Origin of the sequence: Cohnella soli (assembly GCF_042655525.1) — a bacterium.
GTDB classification, from domain to species: Bacteria; Bacillota; Bacilli; order Paenibacillales; family Paenibacillaceae; genus Cohnella; species Cohnella soli.
Genome location: NZ_JBHSMI010000013.1, coordinates 1 through 20,969, shown reverse-complemented (window position 1 = coordinate 20,969; position 20,969 = coordinate 1). Strand labels below are relative to the sequence as shown.

The window sequence follows — 20,969 nt, the reverse complement described above, 5'->3', positions numbered from 1 at the left end:
TATACGATCGAAGTTATTATTGCGGGAAAACGTCGTTCAGGCGTTTTCCCGTTCCTTCATGTGTCGGTGATTCCTCATCGACAACTACACGAGGAGGAAGACCGCATTCATGGAAAAACTGATGGTACGGGGTGGACGGCCGCTCAGAGGGACGGTCGGCATCAGCGGCGCTAAGAACAGCGCTGTTGCTCTTATCCCCGCGGCGATATTGGCAGAGACAGAAGTCAGATTGGACAACTTGCCTCAACTGAGCGATGTGGCCGTGTATGCGGAGTTGCTGGAAGAGTTGGGCGGCAAGGTAAGCTGGGAGAACGATACGATGATGATCGACCCGTCCGCGATGCGGTCGGTGCCGATGCCTAACGGAAGAGTGAAGCTGCTCAGAGCCTCTTACTACTTAATGGGTGCGTTGCTTGGCAGGTTCGGAGAGGCCACGATCGGTTTGCCGGGCGGATGCAACTTCGAGCCTCGCCCGATCGACCAACATATTAAAGGCTTCGAAGCGTTGGGAGCGGAAGTGACCAACGATCACGGTTCCATCCGGATTCGCGCGAAAGAACTGAGAGGCGCCAAAATTTATTTGGACGTCGTCAGCGTCGGAGCGACGATCAACATTATGTTGGCCGCTTCTAGGGCGAAAGGATTGACTTTGATCGAAAATGCGGCGAAAGAGCCTGAGATCATCGATGTCGCTACGTTGCTTAACGCGATGGGAGCGAAGATCAAAGGCGCCGGCACCGAGACGATTCGGATCGAAGGCGTATCGGAAATGCACGGTTGCAGACATTCCATCATCCCCGACCGCATCCAAGCGGGAACCTATATGATTGCCGCTGCGGCGACCCGCGGCGATGTCCTTATCGATAATATTATTCCTAAGCATTTAGAAGCTTTGACGGCAAAGCTTCAAGAGATGGGCGTACACGTCTATGAGATGGACGAGGCGATCCGTGTCGTCGGACAGCCGCTCTACGAAGCCGTTGATGTGAAGGCGCTCGTCTATCCGGGCTTCGCGACGGATTTGCAGTCGCCGATGACGAGTCTGCTTACGCAGGCGCGAGGCGTTAGCGTATTGTCCGATTATGTGTACAGCAATCGGTTTAAGCAAGTGCCGGAACTTGCCCGCATGGGTGCGCAGATTCGGGTGGAAGGGCGTTCCGCGATTATCGAAGGCGGGCCTCTTAACGCGGCTAAAGTCCGTGCGGCGGACTTGCGTGCAGGAGCTTCTCTTGTCGTCGCTGCATTGACGGTGGAAGAGGGAACGACAGAGATTAGCGGCGTAGAGTACATCGACCGGGGTTATGAACGCCTCGTGACCCAGCTCAGCAACCTTGGTGCGGAAGTGTGGCGCAACGGGTAACGATGATCGTCGTAAAGTTTTTGGAAGAGCAAGTTGTTATTTCTGAGCAGAAGTGGGGATTATTTTGACCGATTTGATGATGGGCGATCTCGAAGGGATGAAGTTGACCGAGCTGTACAAGCTTGCGAAGCAGCATCAGATTCAAAACTATGCCCAGATGAAGAAAAGAGAGCTGATCGTTGCGATTCTGCGGGCGCAGGCGGAGCGAAGCGGGCTCATGTTCATGGAAGGCGTGCTGGAAGTGCTGCCGGAAGGTTTCGGGTTTCTGCGGCCGATCAACTACCTGCCTAGCCCGGAAGATATTTATATTTCGGCTTCGCAGATTCGCAAGTTCGATCTCCGTACGGGCGACCTCGTATCCGGCAAATGCCGGGCGCCGAAAGAGAACGAAAGGTTTTTCGGCTTGTTGCAAGTCAACGCCGTCAACGGCGTCACGCCGGAAACTGCTGCGGAACGATTGCATTTTCCCGCGCTTACCCCTCTGTACCCGCAGAAGAAGATTAAACTCGAGAACTCTCCGACTCAGTTGTCCACCCGCATTATGGATCTCGTCGCCCCCGTCGGGCTCGGCCAACGCGGCCTGATCGTCGCTCAGCCGAAGGCGGGCAAGACGCTGCTGCTGAAAGAAATCGCGAACAGCATCGCGGCCAATCACCCGGATATCGACTTGTTCGTGCTGCTAATCGATGAACGTCCGGAAGAAGTGACGGACATGCAACGTTCGGTTAAAGGCGAAGTGATCGCGTCTACATTCGATGAAGTGCCGGAGAACCACATTAAAGTCGCCGAGCTCGTGCTCGAACGCGCGCTGCGGCTCGTGGAGCATAAGCGCGACGTCGTCATTCTGCTAGACAGCATCACAAGGCTTGCGCGTGCCTACAATCTCGTCGTTCCGCCGTCCGGCCGTACTTTGTCCGGAGGAATCGACCCGGCGTCGTTCCATCGTCCGAAGCGGTTTTTCGGATCGGCGCGCAACATCGAAGAAGGCGGCAGCTTGACGATTCTGGCTACAGCGCTCGTGGAGACGGGTTCCCGCATGGACGATATCATCTACGAAGAGTTCAAAGGAACCGGCAACATGGAACTCCATCTCGATCGCAAACTGTCGGAACGTCGGATTTTCCCTGCGCTCGACATTCGTCGTTCAGGCACGCGTCGCGAGGAATTGCTGCTCGATAAGGAAGCGCTCGACAAGCTGTGGGCAATCCGCAAGAGCATGAATGACTCGATGGAATATGTGGAAGGGTTCCTGAAGAAACTGGCCAATACGAAGACGAATCAGGAGTTCCTGGATTCCTTGGACATGAGCGGAGCTTCGGGCGCGCCAAGCTCGCCGAGTTCGTCATCGGCAGGATCCGGAAGCGCGCCGCGCCGTCCGGCGCCGCGAACGAATTCGCCTCGCGGATATAGCAAGGAGTAAGGAGGGCTTCGCCCATGCATCTCGTATACGCAGACGAGCAAGGCAAAGTTTACGATCATCCCGACTTGTACGGCATCGCCCGCAGCGGCAATGACTTCGTCGAGCTCCTCGACGATGAGCTGATTCCGCTGCCGGCGGGAGCGACGCTCGTCGGGCTTCCCCATACCCGTCCGGTCGGCATGAACCCGTCCACCGGAAAAATGCAGCATCTCCCCGGCGCCTACCAGGCGGTCGGGGCGTTGCTGCCTCAAGGCTTCACCCGGTTTTACGTGCCGGGTTACACGAAAACGGATAAGACGCAGTTGTTCCCGCTATTTGGCTACACGGCAGTCGTCTGGAAAGACGGAGGCTTCTATGTTGCCGCCGGACAGAGCGACGATCCCGAGCCGTGGAATCCGGAGAACTGCGACCGTAATGTGCTAAAGCTAGAAGTCGACCGGATTTTGGACAAATATCCGGAAAACCGATTGTACAAGCATCTGTCCCATTGCGCGCTCGAATACGAATGCCTCACTTCCTCCAACACATTCCTGCAACGGCTGGAAGGCGCCGTACCGGTATCTTTCTCCTGCAATGCAGGCTGCTATGGCTGTATCTCGGAACAGCCTGACGACAGCGGTTTTGTCGCTCCGCAGACGCGGCTGAAGTTCAAGCCGGACGTGGAAGAAGTCGTCCAGATTATGCTGGAGCACTTGAAGACGCCGCAATCGATCATCAGCTTCGGCCAAGGCTGCGAAGGTGAACCTTCGACCCAGGCGAAGACCATTATCGAAGCGATCAAACGGGTGCGCGAACAGACGCAGCTCGGTTATATCAACATCAACACGAACGCCGGCTTGTCCGACCATATGCGGGCGATTACCGACGCGGGGCTGGACTTGATGCGGGTGAGCACGATCAGCGCGCTCGACGAGCATTACAATGCGTACTATAAGCCTCGCGGCTACACGCTTAAGAACGTCGAGAAGTCGTTGAAGTATGCGACCGATAAAGGCGTGTATACGTCGATCAACTATTTGGTATTCCCGGGCGTTACCGACCGCGAAGAAGAGATCGAAGCGATGATCGGATTCGCTCGGCGCACGGGGCTGAAGCTCATTCAGATGCGTAACCTGAACATCGACCCGGATGCGTATCTCGCGCTCATTCCTCCGGCGCAAGGCGAGATTTACGGCATGAAGACGCTGCTGGAAATTTTCCGTCAGGAGCTGCCGGACGTCGTTGTTGGCTCATATACGCACGTGCCTCCGGTCGCTTCGCGCTAATTGCGTTCAAACACACTTTGGTTCGATGAGCAGAATAGTGATCTGCTGGAAGTTAGTTCGGCGAAAACCGGGCTGACTGGCGGAATAGTGATCTGCTGGAACGTTAGTTCGGCGAAAATCGAGCTGACGGGCGGAATAGTGATCAGAGGGAACGTTAACAACACAAACAGGGATGTCCATTAGTCACTCCTTTTGACTAGTGGATATCCCTTTTTTCTGTGTTTTGGCTTCCTTCCCAGGCTCTAGCTGCTGTGTGGTGGAGATATTCTCTAAATATATTGAGATAAATGGAGTTTTACACTATTATTCAATTATACAAGTGAATCCGAGCAGTCGAAGGAGTGGCAGCGCCGAAAATGAAAATTCCAACCGGAGGAGCCAACACGCTGTTGGTGTTATCCAGCATTTATAATTCGTTGACCCGTACCGAGAAAAAAATCGCCGACGTCATTCAGGAGGATCCGGAAGCCGTCGTCTACGTCACCCTTACCGACTTGGCGGAAAAGGCGGGAACCGGCGAGACTTCGGTGCTGCGGCTCTGCCGCAAGATCGGATTCAAGGGATATCAGGAATTCAAGCTATCGCTTGCCCAGGATCTGGTCGTCCCCGTTAGAAACGTCCACAGCGAGATCGAAGAGTCGGACGATCTGAAGGTGATCGCGGCCAAGATTACGGCGGAGAACACGAAAGCGATCGAGAATACGTTAAACCTGCTGGACATGGGTCAGATGGAAAAAGCGATCGAAGCGATCGGCAAGGCGCATAAAATCTATTTTTTCGGCGTCGGTTCTTCGGCAAACACGGCAATGGATGGCAAATACCGGTTCATGCGTCTCGGTTATAACACCGAGGTGATCAACGATCCCCATATCATGGCGATGACGGCCGCTCTCATGAGCGACGACGACGTCGTGTTCGCCGTTTCGACTTCGGGAAGCACGAAGGACGTCGTGGACGCTATCCGCCTGGCCAAGAAAAAACGCATCTTTTTCATCTGCCTGACGAGCCACTTAAGGTCCCCGCTCACGCAATTCGCAGACGTCGTCCTGCTGTCGAAATCCCGGGAGACGCCGCTGCAAGGCGGAGCGTTCTCGTCGAAGCTGTCCCAAATACACGTGTTGGACATTCTGACGACGGCTACGGCGATTCGTTACAAGGAGAAGGCTTACGAAGCGTTAGAGCAAACCTCCAAAGCCGTCGTCGATAAAATTTACTGAATCGGGGCTGATCGGTGTGAAGAAAATCGTATACGTACCGCTCGACGAGAGACCTTGCAATTATCAGTATCCGCTCGATTTGGCCGGGATGACGGACGTTCGACTCGTTGCGCCCGGGCTTGAAATGCTCGGCGACAAGAAGGAGGCCGCGGACGTAGGTCGTTTGGCGGAGTGGCTGAAGGAAGCGGCAACGGATGCGGATTACGTCCTTGCATCGATCGATATGCTGGCTTACGGAGGAATAGTACCTTCCCGGCTGCACGGGTGGACTCCTGAGCAATGCGCATCGCGGTTGCAACTGCTCCGCGAGCTCAAGAAGCAACGTCCCGAGCTTCGCATCTTCGCGTTTAACCTGATCATGCGGGCTCCCGCGTATTCGAGCAGCGAAGAGGAGCCAGATTATTACGCGGAATACGGGCGGGAACTATACGATTACGGCAGGTTGGGGGATAAGGAGGAGCGCGGGGCTCTTGCTGGGGATGAAGCTGCGGAACTAGAAAACTTACAACATCGAATTCCGCCAGAAGTGCTTGCAGACTTCCTTGGCCGACGCCGCACGAACGCGTCGATCAATGAAATGGCGATCGATCTCGCGAACGAAGGCGCTATCGATTTCTTAATCATTCCTTTGGACGACAACTCCCCGTACGGCTACACGTCGGCAGACCAACGCCGACTGGCCGCCAAGGTGGAGCGGCTCGGTTTGTACGATCGCGTTCACATTTACCCGGGAGCCGACGAGATCGGCTGCACGCTATTCGCGCGAATGTTCGGCGAGATCAAGGGCTTCGTCCCTCAGTTTCGCGTTCGGTTTTCCTCGACGCTTGGCCCGTCCTGCGTTCCCAAGTACGAGGACCGTACGCTAAACGAAAGTATAAAAGCCCACATCACTGCGGCGGGAGGTATAATCGCCGACAGCGCGGATGCGCCGGACATTTACTTGATGGTGCATTCGCCAGCCGTCTCCCAGATAGACATGGCGGAGACGACCGATCCGTATGATCGCCGCCACCGCTCCTATTTTTCGGAGATCAACTTGCGCGAGTTCGTTCAAGCGATCCGGCATTATGCTTCGCATGGGCGATTGATTGCGCTCGCCGACGTCAGCCTGTGCAACGGAGGAGACGATTCTCTGATGAGCACGCTGGGCAAAGCGGGGTTATTGAACGACATTTCCTGCTACGCGGCGTGGAATACGTCGGGCAATTCTCTCGGGACCGTCATTTCCCATGCCGTCATCGAGGCGTATCTCCGCGATTTGTCCGGGCACGCCAATACCGAAGTGGTCGGCGACGCGCGCCAGAAAAGCAGACAATATTACGCGTATCGCCTTCTCGAGGATTGGGGTTATCAAGCCGTCGTCCGCCAAAACATCTGCGACAATGAACTAAAGGCGCTCGGCGGGGAATATTTTAATCTAGCCCACGTGCAGAAGGAGGTCGAATCCGTCATCCAAGATAAGTTGGAGCAATTCTCCAAAATGCGCTTGAGCGGGTTGGGCAACTTTGAAGTGAGCGATGTCCGGCTGCCTTGGCGACGTATGTTCGAGGTCGGATTCCGTTTGAAAATCAACTAAGTGGAGTAATCCTCCTAATATTAATATAAAAAAGAAAAATTCCTTTACAGAATCACCCTGCCGAATCTATAATGGATTCAGGCAAGGGTGATTCAATCATTATAAAGGGGTGAAAGCGCTTTATGAGAATGAAGAAAGCAATGGCAGGAACGACAGCCGCTTTGCTCGCGCTTAGCGTGACGGCGTGCGGTGGCAACAACAAGGATGCCGGTGAGTCCGCTTCCCCGTCCGCCAGCAAACCCGCGGCTTCGGAATCGGCGAAGCCGGCCAAAGAGAAAACGACGGTCAACTTCTGGTACCTGTGGGGAGGAACCGAAGGGGGATACGTCGAGAAATTAATTTCGGAGTTCAACGCCAGCCAGGATTTGTACGAAGTGAAAGGGCTGTCGGTGCCTGACGTCCAGAAGGTCGTCGTCGGCATCTCCAGCGGCAATGGCCCGGATATCACGGATAATTTCAGCAATAATACGGCTTCTTACGCACAGAAAGGCATGCTTGAGCCGCTTGACGATTATATCAGCAAATCGAACTACGACATGTCCGACTTCGTGCCCGCCGCGCTTGAAGGCGGCAAGTTCCAAGGTAAACAATATGCGCTGCCGATCAATGTCAACTTTAGCCTTATGTTTTACAACAAGAAGCTGTTCGCGGACGCGGGCATTGTTGATCCACCGAAAACGTCCGACGAGCTGCTCACGGACGCCGTCAAACTGACTAAGGTTAACGCCGATAAGACGATCGAAGTTCTCGGGTTCCCGGATTTCCCGCTCGTCTACTACACGACTTCGATGTCGATGGCATTCGGCGGCAGCTTCATTTCGGATGACGGCAAGACGCTGACGCCGGATAATCCGGGTACGCTGGAAGCTCTCAAGCTGATGCAGTCTTACCGGAACCAATTCGGCGTCGACAATATCGCTAAGTTCAATTCCTCGGCCAAGTATTTGGATGCGACCGATCCGTTCATTAACGGCAAGCAAGCGATCCGGCTCGACGGCCCGTGGTTCGGCAACACGGTCAAGAACGTATTGAAGAAGGATTTGGATTACGGCATCGCTCCTCTTCCGGGACCAGCGGGACATCCGGAACTCGCGGGCGGCGGCGAAGTCAGTTCCTCCACTTTCTTCATTCCGAGCAACGCGAAAAACAAAGACGGCGCATGGGCGTTCATGAGCTGGCTCATGTCCAAGGAGAATATGGTCAAGTTCAACAGCATGTTCTCGAATCTGCCGGCGCGTACGTCCGTCTATGACGACCCTGCGTTCGCGAACATTCCTGACTTCAAGCAGTTCGCCGAAGCCGCGAAGAGCCCGAACTTGAAAGCTTTCCCTGTATTCGACGGACAAAGCGAATATAACAAAGTGATCGGAGACGAATTCGAGCTCGCGGTCAACGGCAAGCAATCTGCCGAAGACGCGGTGAAGCACATGAAAGAGAAATCCGCCGGCTTGTTGAAGTAACCGTAGGGACCGACCGATAGCGGCCTTCCTGTTCTCTGCTAGCAGGGGAGAGAACAGGAAGGTATCGCGACTTTGAACGGCATGGGGGTAACGCAGTGAGAAAAAACACTTGGACCGGATTCGTTTTCGCCAGTCCGTGGATCGTGGGCTTCTTGCTTTTCACGCTATACCCGATCGGCGCTTCGCTGTATTACGGCTTCACCGATTTCAATGTCTTCCAACCGCCGCATTACGTCGGACTGGATAACTACGAAGGACTTTTGAAGGACGATCTGTTCTGGAAAAGCGTGCGGAACACGATGTATTTGACTGCCGTTAGCACGCCAATCAACATTTTGTTTTCTTTGATCACGGCATGGCTTCTCAATTCGAGAATTCGCGGGCTATCGATCTATAGAACCGTTTATTATATCCCGACGATCATCCCTCTGGCGGCGACATCGCTGCTATGGATGTGGATTATGAACGCGCAGTACGGACTGTTGAACGCGATGCTCCGATGGCTGGGCTTGCCTCAGCCGAACTGGCTTGCGGACCCTGCCTTAACGAAGATTTCTATGGTTGTGATGGGACTGTGGAGCGTCGGCAACATCATTATTATTTTTCTGGCTTCGTTGCAGGAAGTGCCTCAATCGCTGTATGAATCGGCTTCCATCGACGGCGCGGGCGCTTTCCGGAAATTCGTCCGCATCACGCTGCCCTGGATATCTCCGATTATTTTGTTCCAATTAATCATGCAAATCATTAATAACCTTCAATATTTCACACAGGCGTATTTCGTCGTGTCGAGCACGAATTTGAACGCCGGAACGAGCGGCGGTCCGGAGAATTCCCTTCTGTTCTATGCGCTGTACCTGTACCATAATGCGTTCCAGTATTTCAAGATGGGCAAAGCCTCCGCGATGGCTTGGATTCTGTTCGTAATCGCTGGAGTGGTCACGTGGATCATCTTCGCGACTTCGCGCAAATGGGTGACGTACGGAGGGGGCGATTAAGATGAGGAACCAACTTTTGCTTCGCAAATCGGGCACGCATCTGATTCTCTTCCTGCTTGGCCTGTCATTCCTGGCGCCGTTCGCGTGGATGCTGTTGACGTCGTTGAAGTCTCTCGACGAGATTTCTTCTTTACCGGTTACGATTTGGCCCAAGAATTTCGAGTGGTCCAATTACACCGAAGTGTTTAGCGTCATTCCGTTTAGCAAGTATTTTCTGAACACGCTCGTCATTACGTTGCTTAGCGTTGTCGGGCAACTGTTCTCGGTACCGCTCGTCGCTTATTCGATTACGAAGATCCAGTGGACAGGCGGAAGGGTGATCTTCCCGATCGTGATCGCAACGATGCTTATTCCGTACCAAGTGACGATGATTCCCGTGTATTTGATCTTTCAGAAAATGGGGCTTACGGGAAGCATCTGGCCGCTCGTATTGCCGACATTTACGGGCGCTCCGCTCTATATTTTCTTGCTTCGTCAGTTTTTCATGGGGATACCCGATTCGTTAATTCAAGCTGCCAAAATAGACGGAGCGTCCGAGTACCGGACATACTGGAATATCGTGCTGCCGTTGTCCAAGCCTGCTTTGACCTCGATTGCTATCTTTACTTTCCTGTATACGTGGTCCGATTTTTTGGGTCCGCTATTGTACATTAACGATGCCAAGAAGTACACGCTTACGCTTGGCCTGCAAGCTTTCTTGGCTGAGCATTACACGGAATGGGGATTGCTGATGGCCGCTTCCCTGATGTTCACGATTCCGATCGTCGTCATTTTCTTTTTCGCGCAGAAACAATTCATTGAAGGCATTTCCCTGACCGGGATCAAAGGATGATCGTGCGCATAATTCAGATGAAGCAATTGCGAGGTGGCAACCGATGACTAATATTGAACTTCTCTCTTCCCTCAAAGGAGGGCTAATCGTTTCGTGCCAGGCGTATCCCGGCGAAATTCTGTTCGGTTCCGACATTATGACCAAGATGGCCTTGGAGGCTAAGAGCGGCGGAGCCGTCGGCATCCGTGCTAATTCTCCGGAAGATATCGCGGAGATAAAATCGCAGACGGGAATGCCGGTCATTGGAATTTGGAAAACGAAATATCCCGATTCGTCCATTTATATTACGCCGACTTTGAAGGAGGCCGAAGCTGTCGCTGCCGCGGGCGCCGACATCGTTGCGCTTGACGCCACTTCCCGCACGCGTCCGGGGCAGGAAAGCTTGGCAGATATCGTCGACTCGCTGCGATCCCGGTACGGAGTCATGCTGATGGCCGATGTGTCTAACGTACAGGAAGGCATCGAAGCCGAGAAAATGGGATTCGACATCGTGTCAACGACGCTTTCCGGATACACGCCGTATAGTCGCGAGTTAGACGGACCTGATCTGGAGCTCATTACGGAGCTCACCGCCGCATTGTCCGTTCCGGTATTCGCAGAGGGACGGATTCACACGCCCGACCAAGCGACTCACTGTCTGGGGCTAGGTGCGTATTCCGTTGTCGTCGGCAGCGCCATCACGCGCCCGCAGACGATTACGAAGAGATTTGTGGATGAGATTCGAAATCCGGCGGTATCAGGGTTGGCATGAACGGAATGATCGGAATGATCGGAATGATTGGAATGGGAAGGGAGACGTTTCAAATGGAAGCGGCAATCGGCATCGATATCGGCGGAACAAACATCAAGGAAGGCATCGTGAGCCGCGAGGGGCTGCTGCTTCGACACGGAAGCGTGCCGACGGAAGCGGGCGGAGGTCCGGAAGAATTGATCGATAAGCTGCTTCGCATCGTCGAAGCGTCTTCGGTATACTGCCGGGAGTCGGGCATCGTCTTAAAGGGCGTCGGAATCGGAACTGCGGGGCAAGTGAACGCGCAGTCCGGAGCCGTCGCAGGCGCGACCGGCAATCTCCCGGGCTGGGCGGGTATTCCGCTTGCCCGTCTGTTGTCGGAGAAGACAGGCTTGCCGGTCGTTGTCGACAACGACGTTAATGCAATCGCGCAGGGCGAAGCTTGGGTCGGAGCGGGCAAGCCCTGGAGCGATTTTCTGTGCGTGGCGCTCGGTACGGGAATCGGCGGCTGTATCGTAACAGGAGGGCGAGTTTACCACGGCAGGGATGGTTTTGCCGGCGAGATCGGTCATATGCCCGTACAGATGGACGGCGGTGCCCTATGTACGTGCGGCAATCGAGGCTGTTGGGAAGCCTATGCCTCCGTCAACGCTTTGAAACGCATGGCCGCTAGCGGTTTAGACGGCGAATCGTTCGCCGATCCGGTCGCGCTATTCGCCGAGGCTCGCAGGGGAAATCCGTCCGCGACGGCAATCGTGGATAAGTATGCTGGTTATGTATCCGTAGGGCTGGCCGGCTTGATCCATATTTTCAATCCTCCGGCGATTGTCATTGGCGGAGCAGTTACGGCACAAGGCGATTTCTTGTTCGAACGGATTCGAGCGCTGACCGAGAGAAGGACGATGAGCGTATTCCGCCATCCCGATCCCGTTAGCATCGTACCCGCATCGCTAGGCGACAATGCCGGTGTAATCGGCGCGGCGGGGCGGTGCTTAATTGGATAAATGCAAGGAGAAAAAGCCATTTTACGAAGGGGGTGAAATGAAAGGTGGCGACAGCGGTCGCCTAACGGAAAGTTTGTATCGCAACGAGAGTTAATGCTTCGGACGAAGTAATTCCCGCTCGAACGTGGCTCATAGGAGGCAGTTACAAGAAAAAATCGAACTACTCATGTACGAACAGGGCTCACGGGAGGCAGTTACGCGAAAAAGTCGAACAACTCACGCTCGAACGGGCTCACGGGAGACTGTTACACGAAAAAATCGAGCCAACTCCCGCTCGGACGTGGCTCATAGGAGGCAGTTACGCGAAAAAAACGAAGTAATTCCCGCTCGAACGGCATCCCCGGCACCAAAACCTCAAACATTGCAACTTTACCCGCGCATCATAAAAGCGTTTTCAGATCGTGCATGCCAATCTATCCTTTAAGGAGGAACATGGACTATGAAACGTTTGATTTCGATCGTGGTTTGCTTTTCTTTTGTCGTTGCGTTAAGCCTGAATTCCGTCGGGCTGTCAGGCCGTGCGAACGCCGCTTCGCCGAATATATTGCTTGGTAAGTCGTATACGTCTTCCGTCGCGGCGGACCCGTCGTATCCCGATAGCGGAGGCGAGCTGACGAACGGCGTCTATGCGGCTAACCTGCTTGCCGACTCGGCCTGGCAGGCTCGGTTTAACGCGACGTCCTATTCTTTTACCGTAGATTTCGGTTCTGCCCGCACTTTTCAGAAGTTCAAAGCGAATTTCTTCAAATATACGGGCGCCTCGGTAGAAACGCCTACGCTTGTCGAATTTCAATCCTCCAATGACAATATTACGTATACGGGTGCGTGTTCGCTGACGCAGCAAGGAGCCGGTGTCGACGTAACGGCGGTCCCGTATCAATGTAGCTCGACGTCGCCGGTAACGGCCCGGTACGTGAAGCTCGTCGTGAGCGGTGCGGCCGGCAAGTGGTCGTTCATCGACGAGTGGGAAGTGCTTCGTCCCGCGGGCACGGCTTCGGCGATTTTGTCCGGCTCCTTCCTCCAACCGGATCTCGGGGATCAATGGACGAACACCCAATGGACGACGGAGTTTCAGAAAATGGAAGAAGTGGGCATAGATCATTTGTTCCTGCAATGGGCGGCGAACAGCAAACAGCATACGGCGGTTTACCCGACGGGGCTGAGCGGCTATACCCAAAGTACGACCAACGATGTCGTCGCCAAGGCGCTCAGCATGGGCAATCAGTTCGGAACCGACATTTATATCGGTCTCCAATTAAACGAGGATTGGTTCGTTAACTACACGAATAATACGACATGGTTAAATAACGAGGCGACGGTCGCACAAAACCTGGCCCAGGATTTGTGGACCAAATACGGCTCCAATGCATCGTTCAAAGGCTGGTATCTCAGTTTTGAAGTCGATAACTGGAATTTGCCGACATCGACCGAGTGGGGGCGGATGGCGACTTTCTATTCCTCCGTCATTAATTACATTAAGACGCTGACCCCGAATCTTCCCGTGATTATTTCTCCGTTCTACAATACGGCGGGCGGCTTGACGACGAGCGGCTGGCAATCGATGTGGGAATATATTCTGGCGAGAGCGAACATCGATGTGATCGCTTTGCAGGACGGCATCGGCGCAGGGCATGCGACGACGGCTCAACTGGCAAGTTGGTTCTCCGCGACGAAAACGGCCATAACGAATGCCAGACCGGCCACGGCACTCTGGGATGACGCGGAAACGTTTAATCTAGATTTCAAGCCGATGGATATGAAGCTGTTGAAAGACGACATGGCGGCGGTTCAATCGTACGTGAGCAAATTCACGAGTTTCAGCTTTAACCATTATATAAGTCCACAGCAGGTAAATCCGCTCTACTTTACGACGTATAAGGACTATTTTGCGAATGGAACGGTGGAATCGGTCGCACCGTCGACGCCGACTGGCCTCTCAGGCAGCGTGACAAACTCAATGACTGTCCAACTGGGCTGGACGGCCTCGACCGACAACATCGGAGTCGTCGGCTACAAAATTTACAGGAATAGCGAGTTGGTCTACACCGGGTATACGGCCTCGACAAGCTTTACGGACACGCAATTAAATCCGAGCACCGCGTACAGCTATTCGGTGCGCGCTTTCGACGCCGCAGGTAACGAATCCGCCGCTTCGTCCACGGTAAATGTGACGACGACGGCAGGCACGACCTATGCAACGAACCTGTCTTCCGGCAAATCGTACACTGCGACCATGACCGCCGACGCTTCCTATCCCGACACCGGCGGAGCGGAATTAACGAACGGAACGTTCGGGACGGCAACGTATACGGACGCGGCGTGGCAAGGGCGCAATACCGGCTCGGCCTATAGCTTCACGATCGATCTCGGCTCCAACAAATCGATCAAAGAAGTATTCGCGAACTTCTTGCAGGTGAAATCCGTATACGTACTGCTGCCTCAAAACGTATCGTTTGCCGTCTCCAACTCTTCCGGCTCAGGCTATACGACGATCGGCAACGTGAACAAACCGGCCGTCGGCAGCTCGGACCAAACGAAGAAATACCGGCTGACCGATCTGACAGGCGTTTCGGGACGTTACGTGAGAGTAACCGTCACGCCAGCCAGCAGCGCTTGGACGTTCATAGACGAAATTCAAGTCCGTAATTAATACGCCGTAGCCAGGGTGGATTGGTGGGGTGGATTGGTGGTTGTCAAGGAGAATCCGACGTGCTATAATCCCATCATGTGTCCATTTACTCTGGGTCCAACTGTTGATCCAGGGCAGAAAGAAGGTGAACCTTTTGAAGCCATCCATCCACCCGAAATACAACATCGTTACGGCTACTTGCGTATGTGGAAACACTTTCGAAACCGGTTCGATTAAATCGGCCGTTAAAGTCGAAATTTGTTCCAACTGCCACCCGTTCTACACGGGCAAACAGAAGCTGATCGATGCAGGCGGTCGTGTTGACAAGTTCAAGAAAAAATACGGAATCTAATTCGAATCCGTATAGAGATAAGCCTCTCTTCGCATCCTACGGGATACAAGGGAGGTTTTTTTCATGCGCAATAGAGGGGTTGCAACTCTAATGACGACGGCGCTGCTCGCGGGCTCGCTGTCTTTAACCGCCGGTTGCGGGAAGGCGAACAACGATGGGACGAACAAATTAAAAGCCCAAAGCGCTGCCAACAACGACTATATGGGCGCCCGAAGCGTTCATCCAAGGCTGCCTGGCCATCACGCGATTACGAATTATGCGGCGGACAACGTATCGATGAAACGGGCGATTCAAGATTTGCCTGGCGTCGCCGACTCTAACATTACGTTTAATGGAGCGGATGCTTATGTGACGATCAAGTTGGCCCCAGGCCTAGAGCCGCAGCGAGTTCCGACGCTTGAGCAGCAGGCGGCCACTGTGCTTCGTTTTAACTATCCGCGCTACACGATTCACGTGACATCGATGAAATAGTTTAGGAAACTGTTTCCGGACGTTGCATCTCCGGGCGCAATTGAGTATACTTAGCTTTGCCGTGCTAGACGGGGAGGTAGCGGTGCCCTGTAACTCGCAATCCGCTCTAGCGAGGTTGAATTCCTGCCTTAGGTTTTGCGATGCAGGTTCCGGTAAGTACGTGCCGTGTTGACGGCGGAGTCCTCCGCGAGGGACGGCCATGAACCCGGTCAGGTCCGGAAGGAAGCAGCCGTAAGTGGTTTAGTTCTTGTGCTGGAGGGTAGCTCGGCCCGAGCGTCGCGCGCTTATACGGCTGGATCGTAATTATCGAAGGCGGGTGCACGGTTCTACTATCCGCAAACATCAAATGAAGCATCTCGGCAACAGCAACATGCCGGATGCTTCTTTTTGTATCTTATGGAAAAATTTCGTCGGCAAAAGTAGGTCTTAAGGAGGGAAATCCGCGCGATATCCCGAATATTTACAATTGCTAGGTTGTCGAACGGAGGTGCGCGATTGATGGATGACCGAGCAAGCATCATAGGGGGTATACGGAGCGACAGGGAATCGCTGTCCAGGGAGGCGTTCGTCGAACGGTTCTCCTATCGGTTTCTGGAAATGGAAAATATCGGCGTCCTCTTGCTCGACGCGGATTTTTGCATCGTAGAGATTAGTGTCATGATCTGCGAATTGTTCGGCGGAAAAAGGGAGTCGTACATCGGTATGCCTGCCGATCAATGGATGCGGTCGGTCGGCATGCAAGCCGAACCGTTCGGTAGGGAACTGCTTTACGGCGCGGCGTTTCGCGATCGGGCATTGCACTGGGCGGGTGGAAAAACAAATCGCAGGCTAATGTTGGACGGGGAAACATTGCTTCGTGACGGCGAACCGATCGGGGCTTTCGTGCTCTTTCGCGACGTATCCCAAGTGCTTGAACTGGAAGAACAAGTACGGCGGTCGGACAGGCTGAAGATGATCGGCCAGATTGCCGCGGGAACGGCTCACGAAATCCGGAATCCGTTGACGGCGATTATCGGGTTCATGCAATTGCTGAACAAAGCTCTCTCGGATCGGGAGATGGACAAGGAACGTAGATACGTTGGCATCGTACTAGCCGAATTGGATCGGGTCAACGGCCTCGTCAGCGAATTTCTGCTCCTGAGCAAACAGAAGGAGTCGAAGCTGGTCCTCTTAAGAGTCGAGCATGTGCTGAAGGAGATTATGCCGATGATCCGCAACGAAGCGCTCCTTCATGGCGTTACCGTCGTTTACAGGGCGAAGAGCGGAGCGCCGCCGGTTATGGCCGATAAAGAATTGCTGAAGCAGGTATTTCTGAACTTGGGAAAAAATGCGATCGAAGCGATGGGTGAAGGGGGAACGTTGACGATAAGGGAATGCCACTCTCCGCATGACCTGGGCAAAATTTGCGTCGAGTTCGACGATACAGGTCCCGGCATTCCGGTTGATGTGCTGGAGAAAATGTTTGACCCGTTTTTTACGACGAAAGCACAAGGGACGGGACTGGGTTTGTCAGTCTGTCAGCGGATTGTCGATGATCTCGGGGGCGGCATCGCAGTGGCCACGTCAACCGAGGGTACCCGGTTCACTGTCTGGCTTCCCGCACCGGACGGTGGAGCGCAAAGCCCCTATGATGTATAATGAATGAAATGCAAGCTGACGGGAGCGACTAGCAATGGCACATCTTGCTTTGTACCGGGCCTGGCGTCCTCAGACGTTCGGGGATATGGTCGGGCAACAACATATCGTTCAAACTTTGCAGAACGCGATTCGCGAAGATCGACTTTCCCACGCCTATTTGTTCAGCGGGCCGAGAGGAACAGGGAAAACGACCGCTGCGAAAGTGCTGGCTAAAGCAGTCAATTGCGAGCGCGGCCCTGCGGTGGAACCGTGTAACGAGTGTTCGTCATGTTTGCGCATAACGAACGGTTCTGTCATGGATGTCGTCGAGATCGATGCAGCTTCCAATCGGGGTGTCGAGGAAATTCGCGATATTCGCGACAAAGTCAAATACGCGCCGACCGAAGTAAAGCGCAAAGTGTATATTATTGATGAAGTGCACATGCTGACTACGGAAGCTTTTAATGCGCTGCTCAAGACGTTGGAAGAGCCGCCTGGTCATGTGATGTTTGTGCTTGCAACGACGGAGCAGCATAAGCTGCCGCCGACGATCATCTCGCGGTGCCAGCGGTTCGATTTCCGCAGAGTGTCGCTGGAAGAGCAGGTCGGCCGGCTTCGCGACATTAGCGAGGAAGAGCGCATTGAGGCGGATGATGACGCACTGCGTTACATTGCGCGGCTTTCGGACGGCGGTATGCGTGATGCCGTGAGCTTGCTAGATCAGATCTCGTCTTTTACCGGCGGTCAGATCAACCTTGAACAGGCTGTCGCGGCGACAGGCGGATTGCCATCGGAACAATTCTCCAGACTCGCGGCGGCCATTCGGGAGAACGACGCCTCGCAAGTGCTGCTGGAGATCGACGAAATGATGCGGGCGGGGAAAAGCGCGGACAAATGTTTGGAACAGCTTATGCATTACTTCCGGGATTTGCTGCTCGCGCAGCTTGCGCCGGAAGCCGGGGATTCTTCCGGGAGAATCGCGAACCCGGCGGAACTGAAGGAAGTATCTCGCGGATTTTCTCGCGAGCGGTTATTTGCTATTATTGATTTGCTCAATCGTTATCAAAGCGAGATGAAATATGCCGCTCACCCGCAGACGATGTTCGAGATCGCGCTTCTGAAGCTTTGCTCGGACTCCGGCGAAGCTTCCGCGCCGAGCGGTGCTGCGAACGCGCCAACCGACGGCGCCAGCCGCAGCGAGCTCGTTCAATTGAAGCAGCAGGTTGCAGCGTTGGAGAGCAAGTTATCCGCGCTGTCAACTGGGAGCGGCTTGGCTAATTCAGCCGCTTCTGCAGGCTCGGGCGGCGGAGCAAGATCGGCGGTGTCCGGCGGTGCTTCCGCAGCGCCTAGGGCTGCGCCTGTATCTCGCGCGAAGTTGAACGCTCTCGCAGAATCGCGCGAAACGGCAAGCCAGGCATTGGGGCGCTGGCCTCAAGTCCTCCAGAGAGTCAAGGAAGAGCGGGTCACCGTGTATGCTTGGCTTGTCGATGGCGAGCCGGTCGCTTATGCGGACGATTCCGTCGCGGTCGCGTTCAAGAATACGATTCACCGGGAGACGACGGAGAGGCCGGCGAACAAAGGCGTCATTGAAGGGGTTCTCACTTCGATATTCGGCAAACCGACTCAACTCGTAACCTGCATGCAGAAAGAATGGCAGGAGGCGATTGCCGGGGCGACCGGACAATCGAAGCCTGATCGCGAAAGCGAAGAGTTGCTGCTCGTGCCGGACGATGAGGGCGGAGACAAGGGAGAGCCTTGGGTTGATGAGGCGGTTCGCCTGTTCGGAGAACAACTAGTCACGATTAAAGACGATTAAGAACGATGGTTGAACCATTAAAGGGAGGCTTTTACGATGAACAACATGAACCAAATGATGAAGCAAGTGAAGAAAATGCAAGAGCAAATGATGAAGGCGCAAGAAGAGCTCGGAACAAAATCGATTGAAGGCACGGCAGGCGGCGGTGTCGTTACCGTCATGGTCAACGGGCATAAGAAATTGCTCGATATCAAAATAAAGCCGGAAGCAGTCGACCCGGAAGATGTAGAAATGCTGCAGGACCTCGTCCTGACGGCAGTTAACGACGCGTTGTCCAAAGCAGACGAACTGGCGAACCAAGACATGAGCAAATATACCGGCGGCATGAAAATCCCGGGACTATTCTAAAAATGCGAATCGGCGGCTTCCCCCAGAAACGGGCGAAGCCGTTGTTTAATGACAAGTAGAGGAGACGGGAGCCTTTGTTTTATCCAGAACCGATAGCCAAACTGATCGACTCCTTCTCCCGTTTGCCGGGCATCGGGCCGAAGACGGCCGCGAGACTGGCCTTTTATGTGCTTCGCATGAAGGAAGAGGACGTCATTGATTTCGCGAAGGCGCTTGTTAGCGTAAAGAGAAATTTGACGTACTGCTCTGTCTGCTGCAACATTACCGATACCGACCCTTGCCGGATATGCTCCGACAAAGCGCGGGATATGTCGGTCATCTGCGTGGTGCAGGAGCCGAAGGACCTCGTCGCGATGGAAAGAACCCGTGAGTACAATGGACATTACCACGTGCTTAACGGCGCTATCTCCCCGATCGATGGTCTTGGCCCCGACGATATTCGCATTGCGGAGCTCGTTCGGCGACTCGGGGACGAGACGGTGCAGGAGCTTATTCTCGCGACCAATCCGAATATCGAAGGGGAAGCGACAGCGATGTACATTTCGCGCCTTGTTCGTCCTTTCGGCATCAAGGTGACGAGAATCGCGCATGGCCTTCCGGTCGGGGGGGACTTGGAGTACGCAGACGAAGTTACCATTTCCAAAGCGCTTGAAGGACGCCGTGAGTTGAGTTGATTTGAGTTGACCGTTCGATGAGATTCGGTGCGTGAGGCGTTTTGCGTAAGGCGTTGTGATAGGGAATGATGAATATGTATGCGATGTGGACGCCTTCGGGCGTCTTTTTTAGGTGTGGCGAGTAAGTGATAAGACATGACCGCTTGCTCGTCATTTTATGAACGATTACCCTGCGTTCTAATGTCGCTGCTTCCTGCATAAAAATGGAATCAGGTTGTCCTTGGGGACAGGCACTGTGAACAACGGGAGGGGATTGACGTGAAATGGGTGAAAGAAAACGTACCGCAAACGGCGCTTTCGGCCGAACAGCGCAGATTGGTCGAAGATATTCGCAAAGCGGAACAAGAACTGACCGAAGCGGAATGGAGATTCCATCATGCGCTCGGAGAAGATTACGTTGATTACGCCGTTTATTGCCTCGAAGCGGCTGAGAAGAAGCTGGACATGCTGTTGAAGCAAGCCAAATGGCACTGGGGACGCCACGCCGCTCTTGCTGAGAAGGAGGGAGCCGGGTGAGGACATTTTGGCTCGTTCTTCTTGTTGTCTCGGCTGCTTCCCTCGTCGCCGTCCTTATCGGTCGCCGTGCTCCCAAAGGTTGGGTAATGAGATTCGGCGTTCACTTGGTGTTGTCGGCTTTCGCGCTTTACGCCCTTAACTTCTCCGGCTGGATCACAGGTTGGTATGTACCGCTTAATCCATTTACGATAGGTACGGTAGCTTTGCTCGGGTTGCCGGGAATCGGTCTTGTTCTCGGCTTGCAATGGACATTGATCGCATGAAGCGGCCCGCTTAAGGAGCGGGTCGTTTCGAGTTCGACGTACTTTGCGCGAAAAATGTTGATTCGACGGTTGACGCACGACAGGACGGTGTGATACATTATATCTCGCGCCTGTTGGGCATCATAAACGAGCCGAACGAAAGGCGAAAGCAACTGTAAGAAATTACTTGTTGCAATCGATGTGGGCGCTGTGATATATTATTCAAGTCGCCGTTAACGCGGACGACGAAGAATAAGAAACCAATTGTACTTTGAAAACTGAACATAGAGCGTAAGAAACAAAAGTAAGACCAGCAGTGAATGAGCCTCAAAAGGCTCTGTAATAAAGAAGCTTCGGCTTCAACTATTATGGAGAGTTTGATCCTGGCTCAGGACGAACGCTGGCGGCGTGCCTAATACATGCAAGTCGAGCGGACTTTGTTAGT

General features: G+C 54.0%; 19 protein-coding genes, 1 rRNA gene and 1 other RNA gene. All 21 read left to right on the top strand.

The features are described 5' to 3' along the window. The first annotated feature begins 109 nt into the window (after positions 1-109). Complete coding sequence (locus ACFPOF_RS07065) at positions 110-1,360, top strand: UDP-N-acetylglucosamine 1-carboxyvinyltransferase (protein ID WP_378130997.1); 1,251 nt, start codon at positions 110-112, stop codon at positions 1,358-1,360. Positions 1,361-1,436: 76 nt separating this feature from the next. Then, positions 1,437-2,780 carry a transcription termination factor Rho gene (rho, locus tag ACFPOF_RS07060; protein WP_378131345.1) on the top strand — a complete coding sequence of 448 codons (1,344 nt, stop codon included), beginning with the start codon at positions 1,437-1,439 and terminating at the stop codon, positions 2,778-2,780. A gap of 14 nt (positions 2,781-2,794) precedes the next feature. After that, positions 2,795-4,045 carry a radical SAM family protein gene (locus ACFPOF_RS07055; protein WP_378130995.1) on the top strand — a complete coding sequence of 417 codons (1,251 nt, stop codon included), beginning with the start codon at positions 2,795-2,797 and terminating at the stop codon, positions 4,043-4,045. Between the two features lie 356 nt (positions 4,046-4,401). Further along, positions 4,402-5,262 carry a MurR/RpiR family transcriptional regulator gene (locus ACFPOF_RS07050; protein WP_378130993.1) on the top strand — a complete coding sequence of 287 codons (861 nt, stop codon included), beginning with the start codon at positions 4,402-4,404 and terminating at the stop codon, positions 5,260-5,262. Between the two features lie 16 nt (positions 5,263-5,278). After that, on the top strand, positions 5,279-6,838 hold the full coding sequence (locus tag ACFPOF_RS07045) for a DUF4127 family protein (RefSeq protein WP_378130991.1): 1,560 nt from the start codon (positions 5,279-5,281) through the stop codon (positions 6,836-6,838). Between the two features lie 122 nt (positions 6,839-6,960). Then, a complete protein-coding gene (locus ACFPOF_RS07040) occupies positions 6,961-8,298 on the top strand; it encodes an ABC transporter substrate-binding protein (RefSeq protein WP_378130989.1) in 1,338 nt (445 codons plus the stop codon). Positions 8,299-8,393: 95 nt separating this feature from the next. Further along, positions 8,394-9,293 carry a carbohydrate ABC transporter permease gene (locus ACFPOF_RS07035; protein ID WP_378130987.1) on the top strand — a complete coding sequence of 300 codons (900 nt, stop codon included), beginning with the start codon at positions 8,394-8,396 and terminating at the stop codon, positions 9,291-9,293. Between the two features lies 1 nt (position 9,294). Then, positions 9,295-10,125: a carbohydrate ABC transporter permease gene (locus ACFPOF_RS07030; protein ID WP_378130985.1), complete on the top strand. Its 831-nt coding sequence runs from the start codon at positions 9,295-9,297 to the stop codon at positions 10,123-10,125. 43 nt (positions 10,126-10,168) lie between these two features. Then, positions 10,169-10,876: an N-acetylmannosamine-6-phosphate 2-epimerase gene (locus tag ACFPOF_RS07025; RefSeq protein WP_378130983.1), complete on the top strand. Its 708-nt coding sequence runs from the start codon at positions 10,169-10,171 to the stop codon at positions 10,874-10,876. Continuing rightward, positions 10,873-11,859, top strand: coding sequence for an ROK family protein (locus ACFPOF_RS07020; protein WP_378130981.1), 987 nt, complete (start codon positions 10,873-10,875; stop codon positions 11,857-11,859). The genes ACFPOF_RS07025 and ACFPOF_RS07020 overlap by 4 nt, the downstream gene beginning before the upstream one ends. A gap of 439 nt (positions 11,860-12,298) precedes the next feature. Further along, positions 12,299-14,509, top strand: coding sequence for a DUF4434 domain-containing protein (locus ACFPOF_RS07015; protein WP_378130979.1), 2,211 nt, complete (start codon positions 12,299-12,301; stop codon positions 14,507-14,509). 133 nt (positions 14,510-14,642) lie between these two features. Then, positions 14,643-14,840 (top strand): 50S ribosomal protein L31, encoded by a 198-nt coding sequence (gene rpmE / locus ACFPOF_RS07010; protein ID WP_378130977.1) that lies wholly within the window; start codon positions 14,643-14,645, stop codon positions 14,838-14,840. Positions 14,841-14,903: 63 nt separating this feature from the next. After that, the gene (locus tag ACFPOF_RS07005) at positions 14,904-15,311 is read left to right on the top strand and encodes a hypothetical protein (RefSeq protein ID WP_378130975.1); all 408 of its coding nucleotides are present in this window, start codon (positions 14,904-14,906) and stop codon (positions 15,309-15,311) included. 59 nt (positions 15,312-15,370) lie between these two features. Continuing rightward, an RNA gene (gene ffs / locus ACFPOF_RS07000) (signal recognition particle sRNA large type) lies at positions 15,371-15,635 on the top strand. Between the two features lie 174 nt (positions 15,636-15,809). After that, a complete protein-coding gene (locus ACFPOF_RS06995; protein ID WP_378130973.1) occupies positions 15,810-16,949 on the top strand; it encodes a two-component system sensor histidine kinase NtrB in 1,140 nt (379 codons plus the stop codon). A 34-nt stretch (positions 16,950-16,983) separates the two neighbouring features. Next, on the top strand, positions 16,984-18,744 hold the full coding sequence (gene dnaX, locus ACFPOF_RS06990; protein ID WP_378130971.1) for a DNA polymerase III subunit gamma/tau: 1,761 nt from the start codon (positions 16,984-16,986) through the stop codon (positions 18,742-18,744). Between the two features lie 36 nt (positions 18,745-18,780). Next, positions 18,781-19,092 carry a YbaB/EbfC family nucleoid-associated protein gene (locus ACFPOF_RS06985; protein ID WP_378130969.1) on the top strand — a complete coding sequence of 104 codons (312 nt, stop codon included), beginning with the start codon at positions 18,781-18,783 and terminating at the stop codon, positions 19,090-19,092. A 74-nt stretch (positions 19,093-19,166) separates the two neighbouring features. Continuing rightward, on the top strand, positions 19,167-19,766 hold the full coding sequence (gene recR, locus ACFPOF_RS06980; protein WP_378130967.1) for a recombination mediator RecR: 600 nt from the start codon (positions 19,167-19,169) through the stop codon (positions 19,764-19,766). A 258-nt stretch (positions 19,767-20,024) separates the two neighbouring features. Further along, positions 20,025-20,282, top strand: a complete 258-nt coding sequence (locus ACFPOF_RS06975) for a DUF2508 domain-containing protein (RefSeq protein ID WP_378130965.1) — start codon at positions 20,025-20,027, stop codon at positions 20,280-20,282. Beyond that, positions 20,279-20,545, top strand: a complete 267-nt coding sequence (locus ACFPOF_RS06970) for a pro-sigmaK processing inhibitor BofA family protein (protein ID WP_378130963.1) — start codon at positions 20,279-20,281, stop codon at positions 20,543-20,545. Before ACFPOF_RS06975 ends, ACFPOF_RS06970 begins: the two co-directional genes overlap by 4 nt. A 344-nt stretch (positions 20,546-20,889) precedes the next feature. Further along, positions 20,890-20,969 (top strand): 16S ribosomal RNA (locus tag ACFPOF_RS06965); the annotation flags it as partial.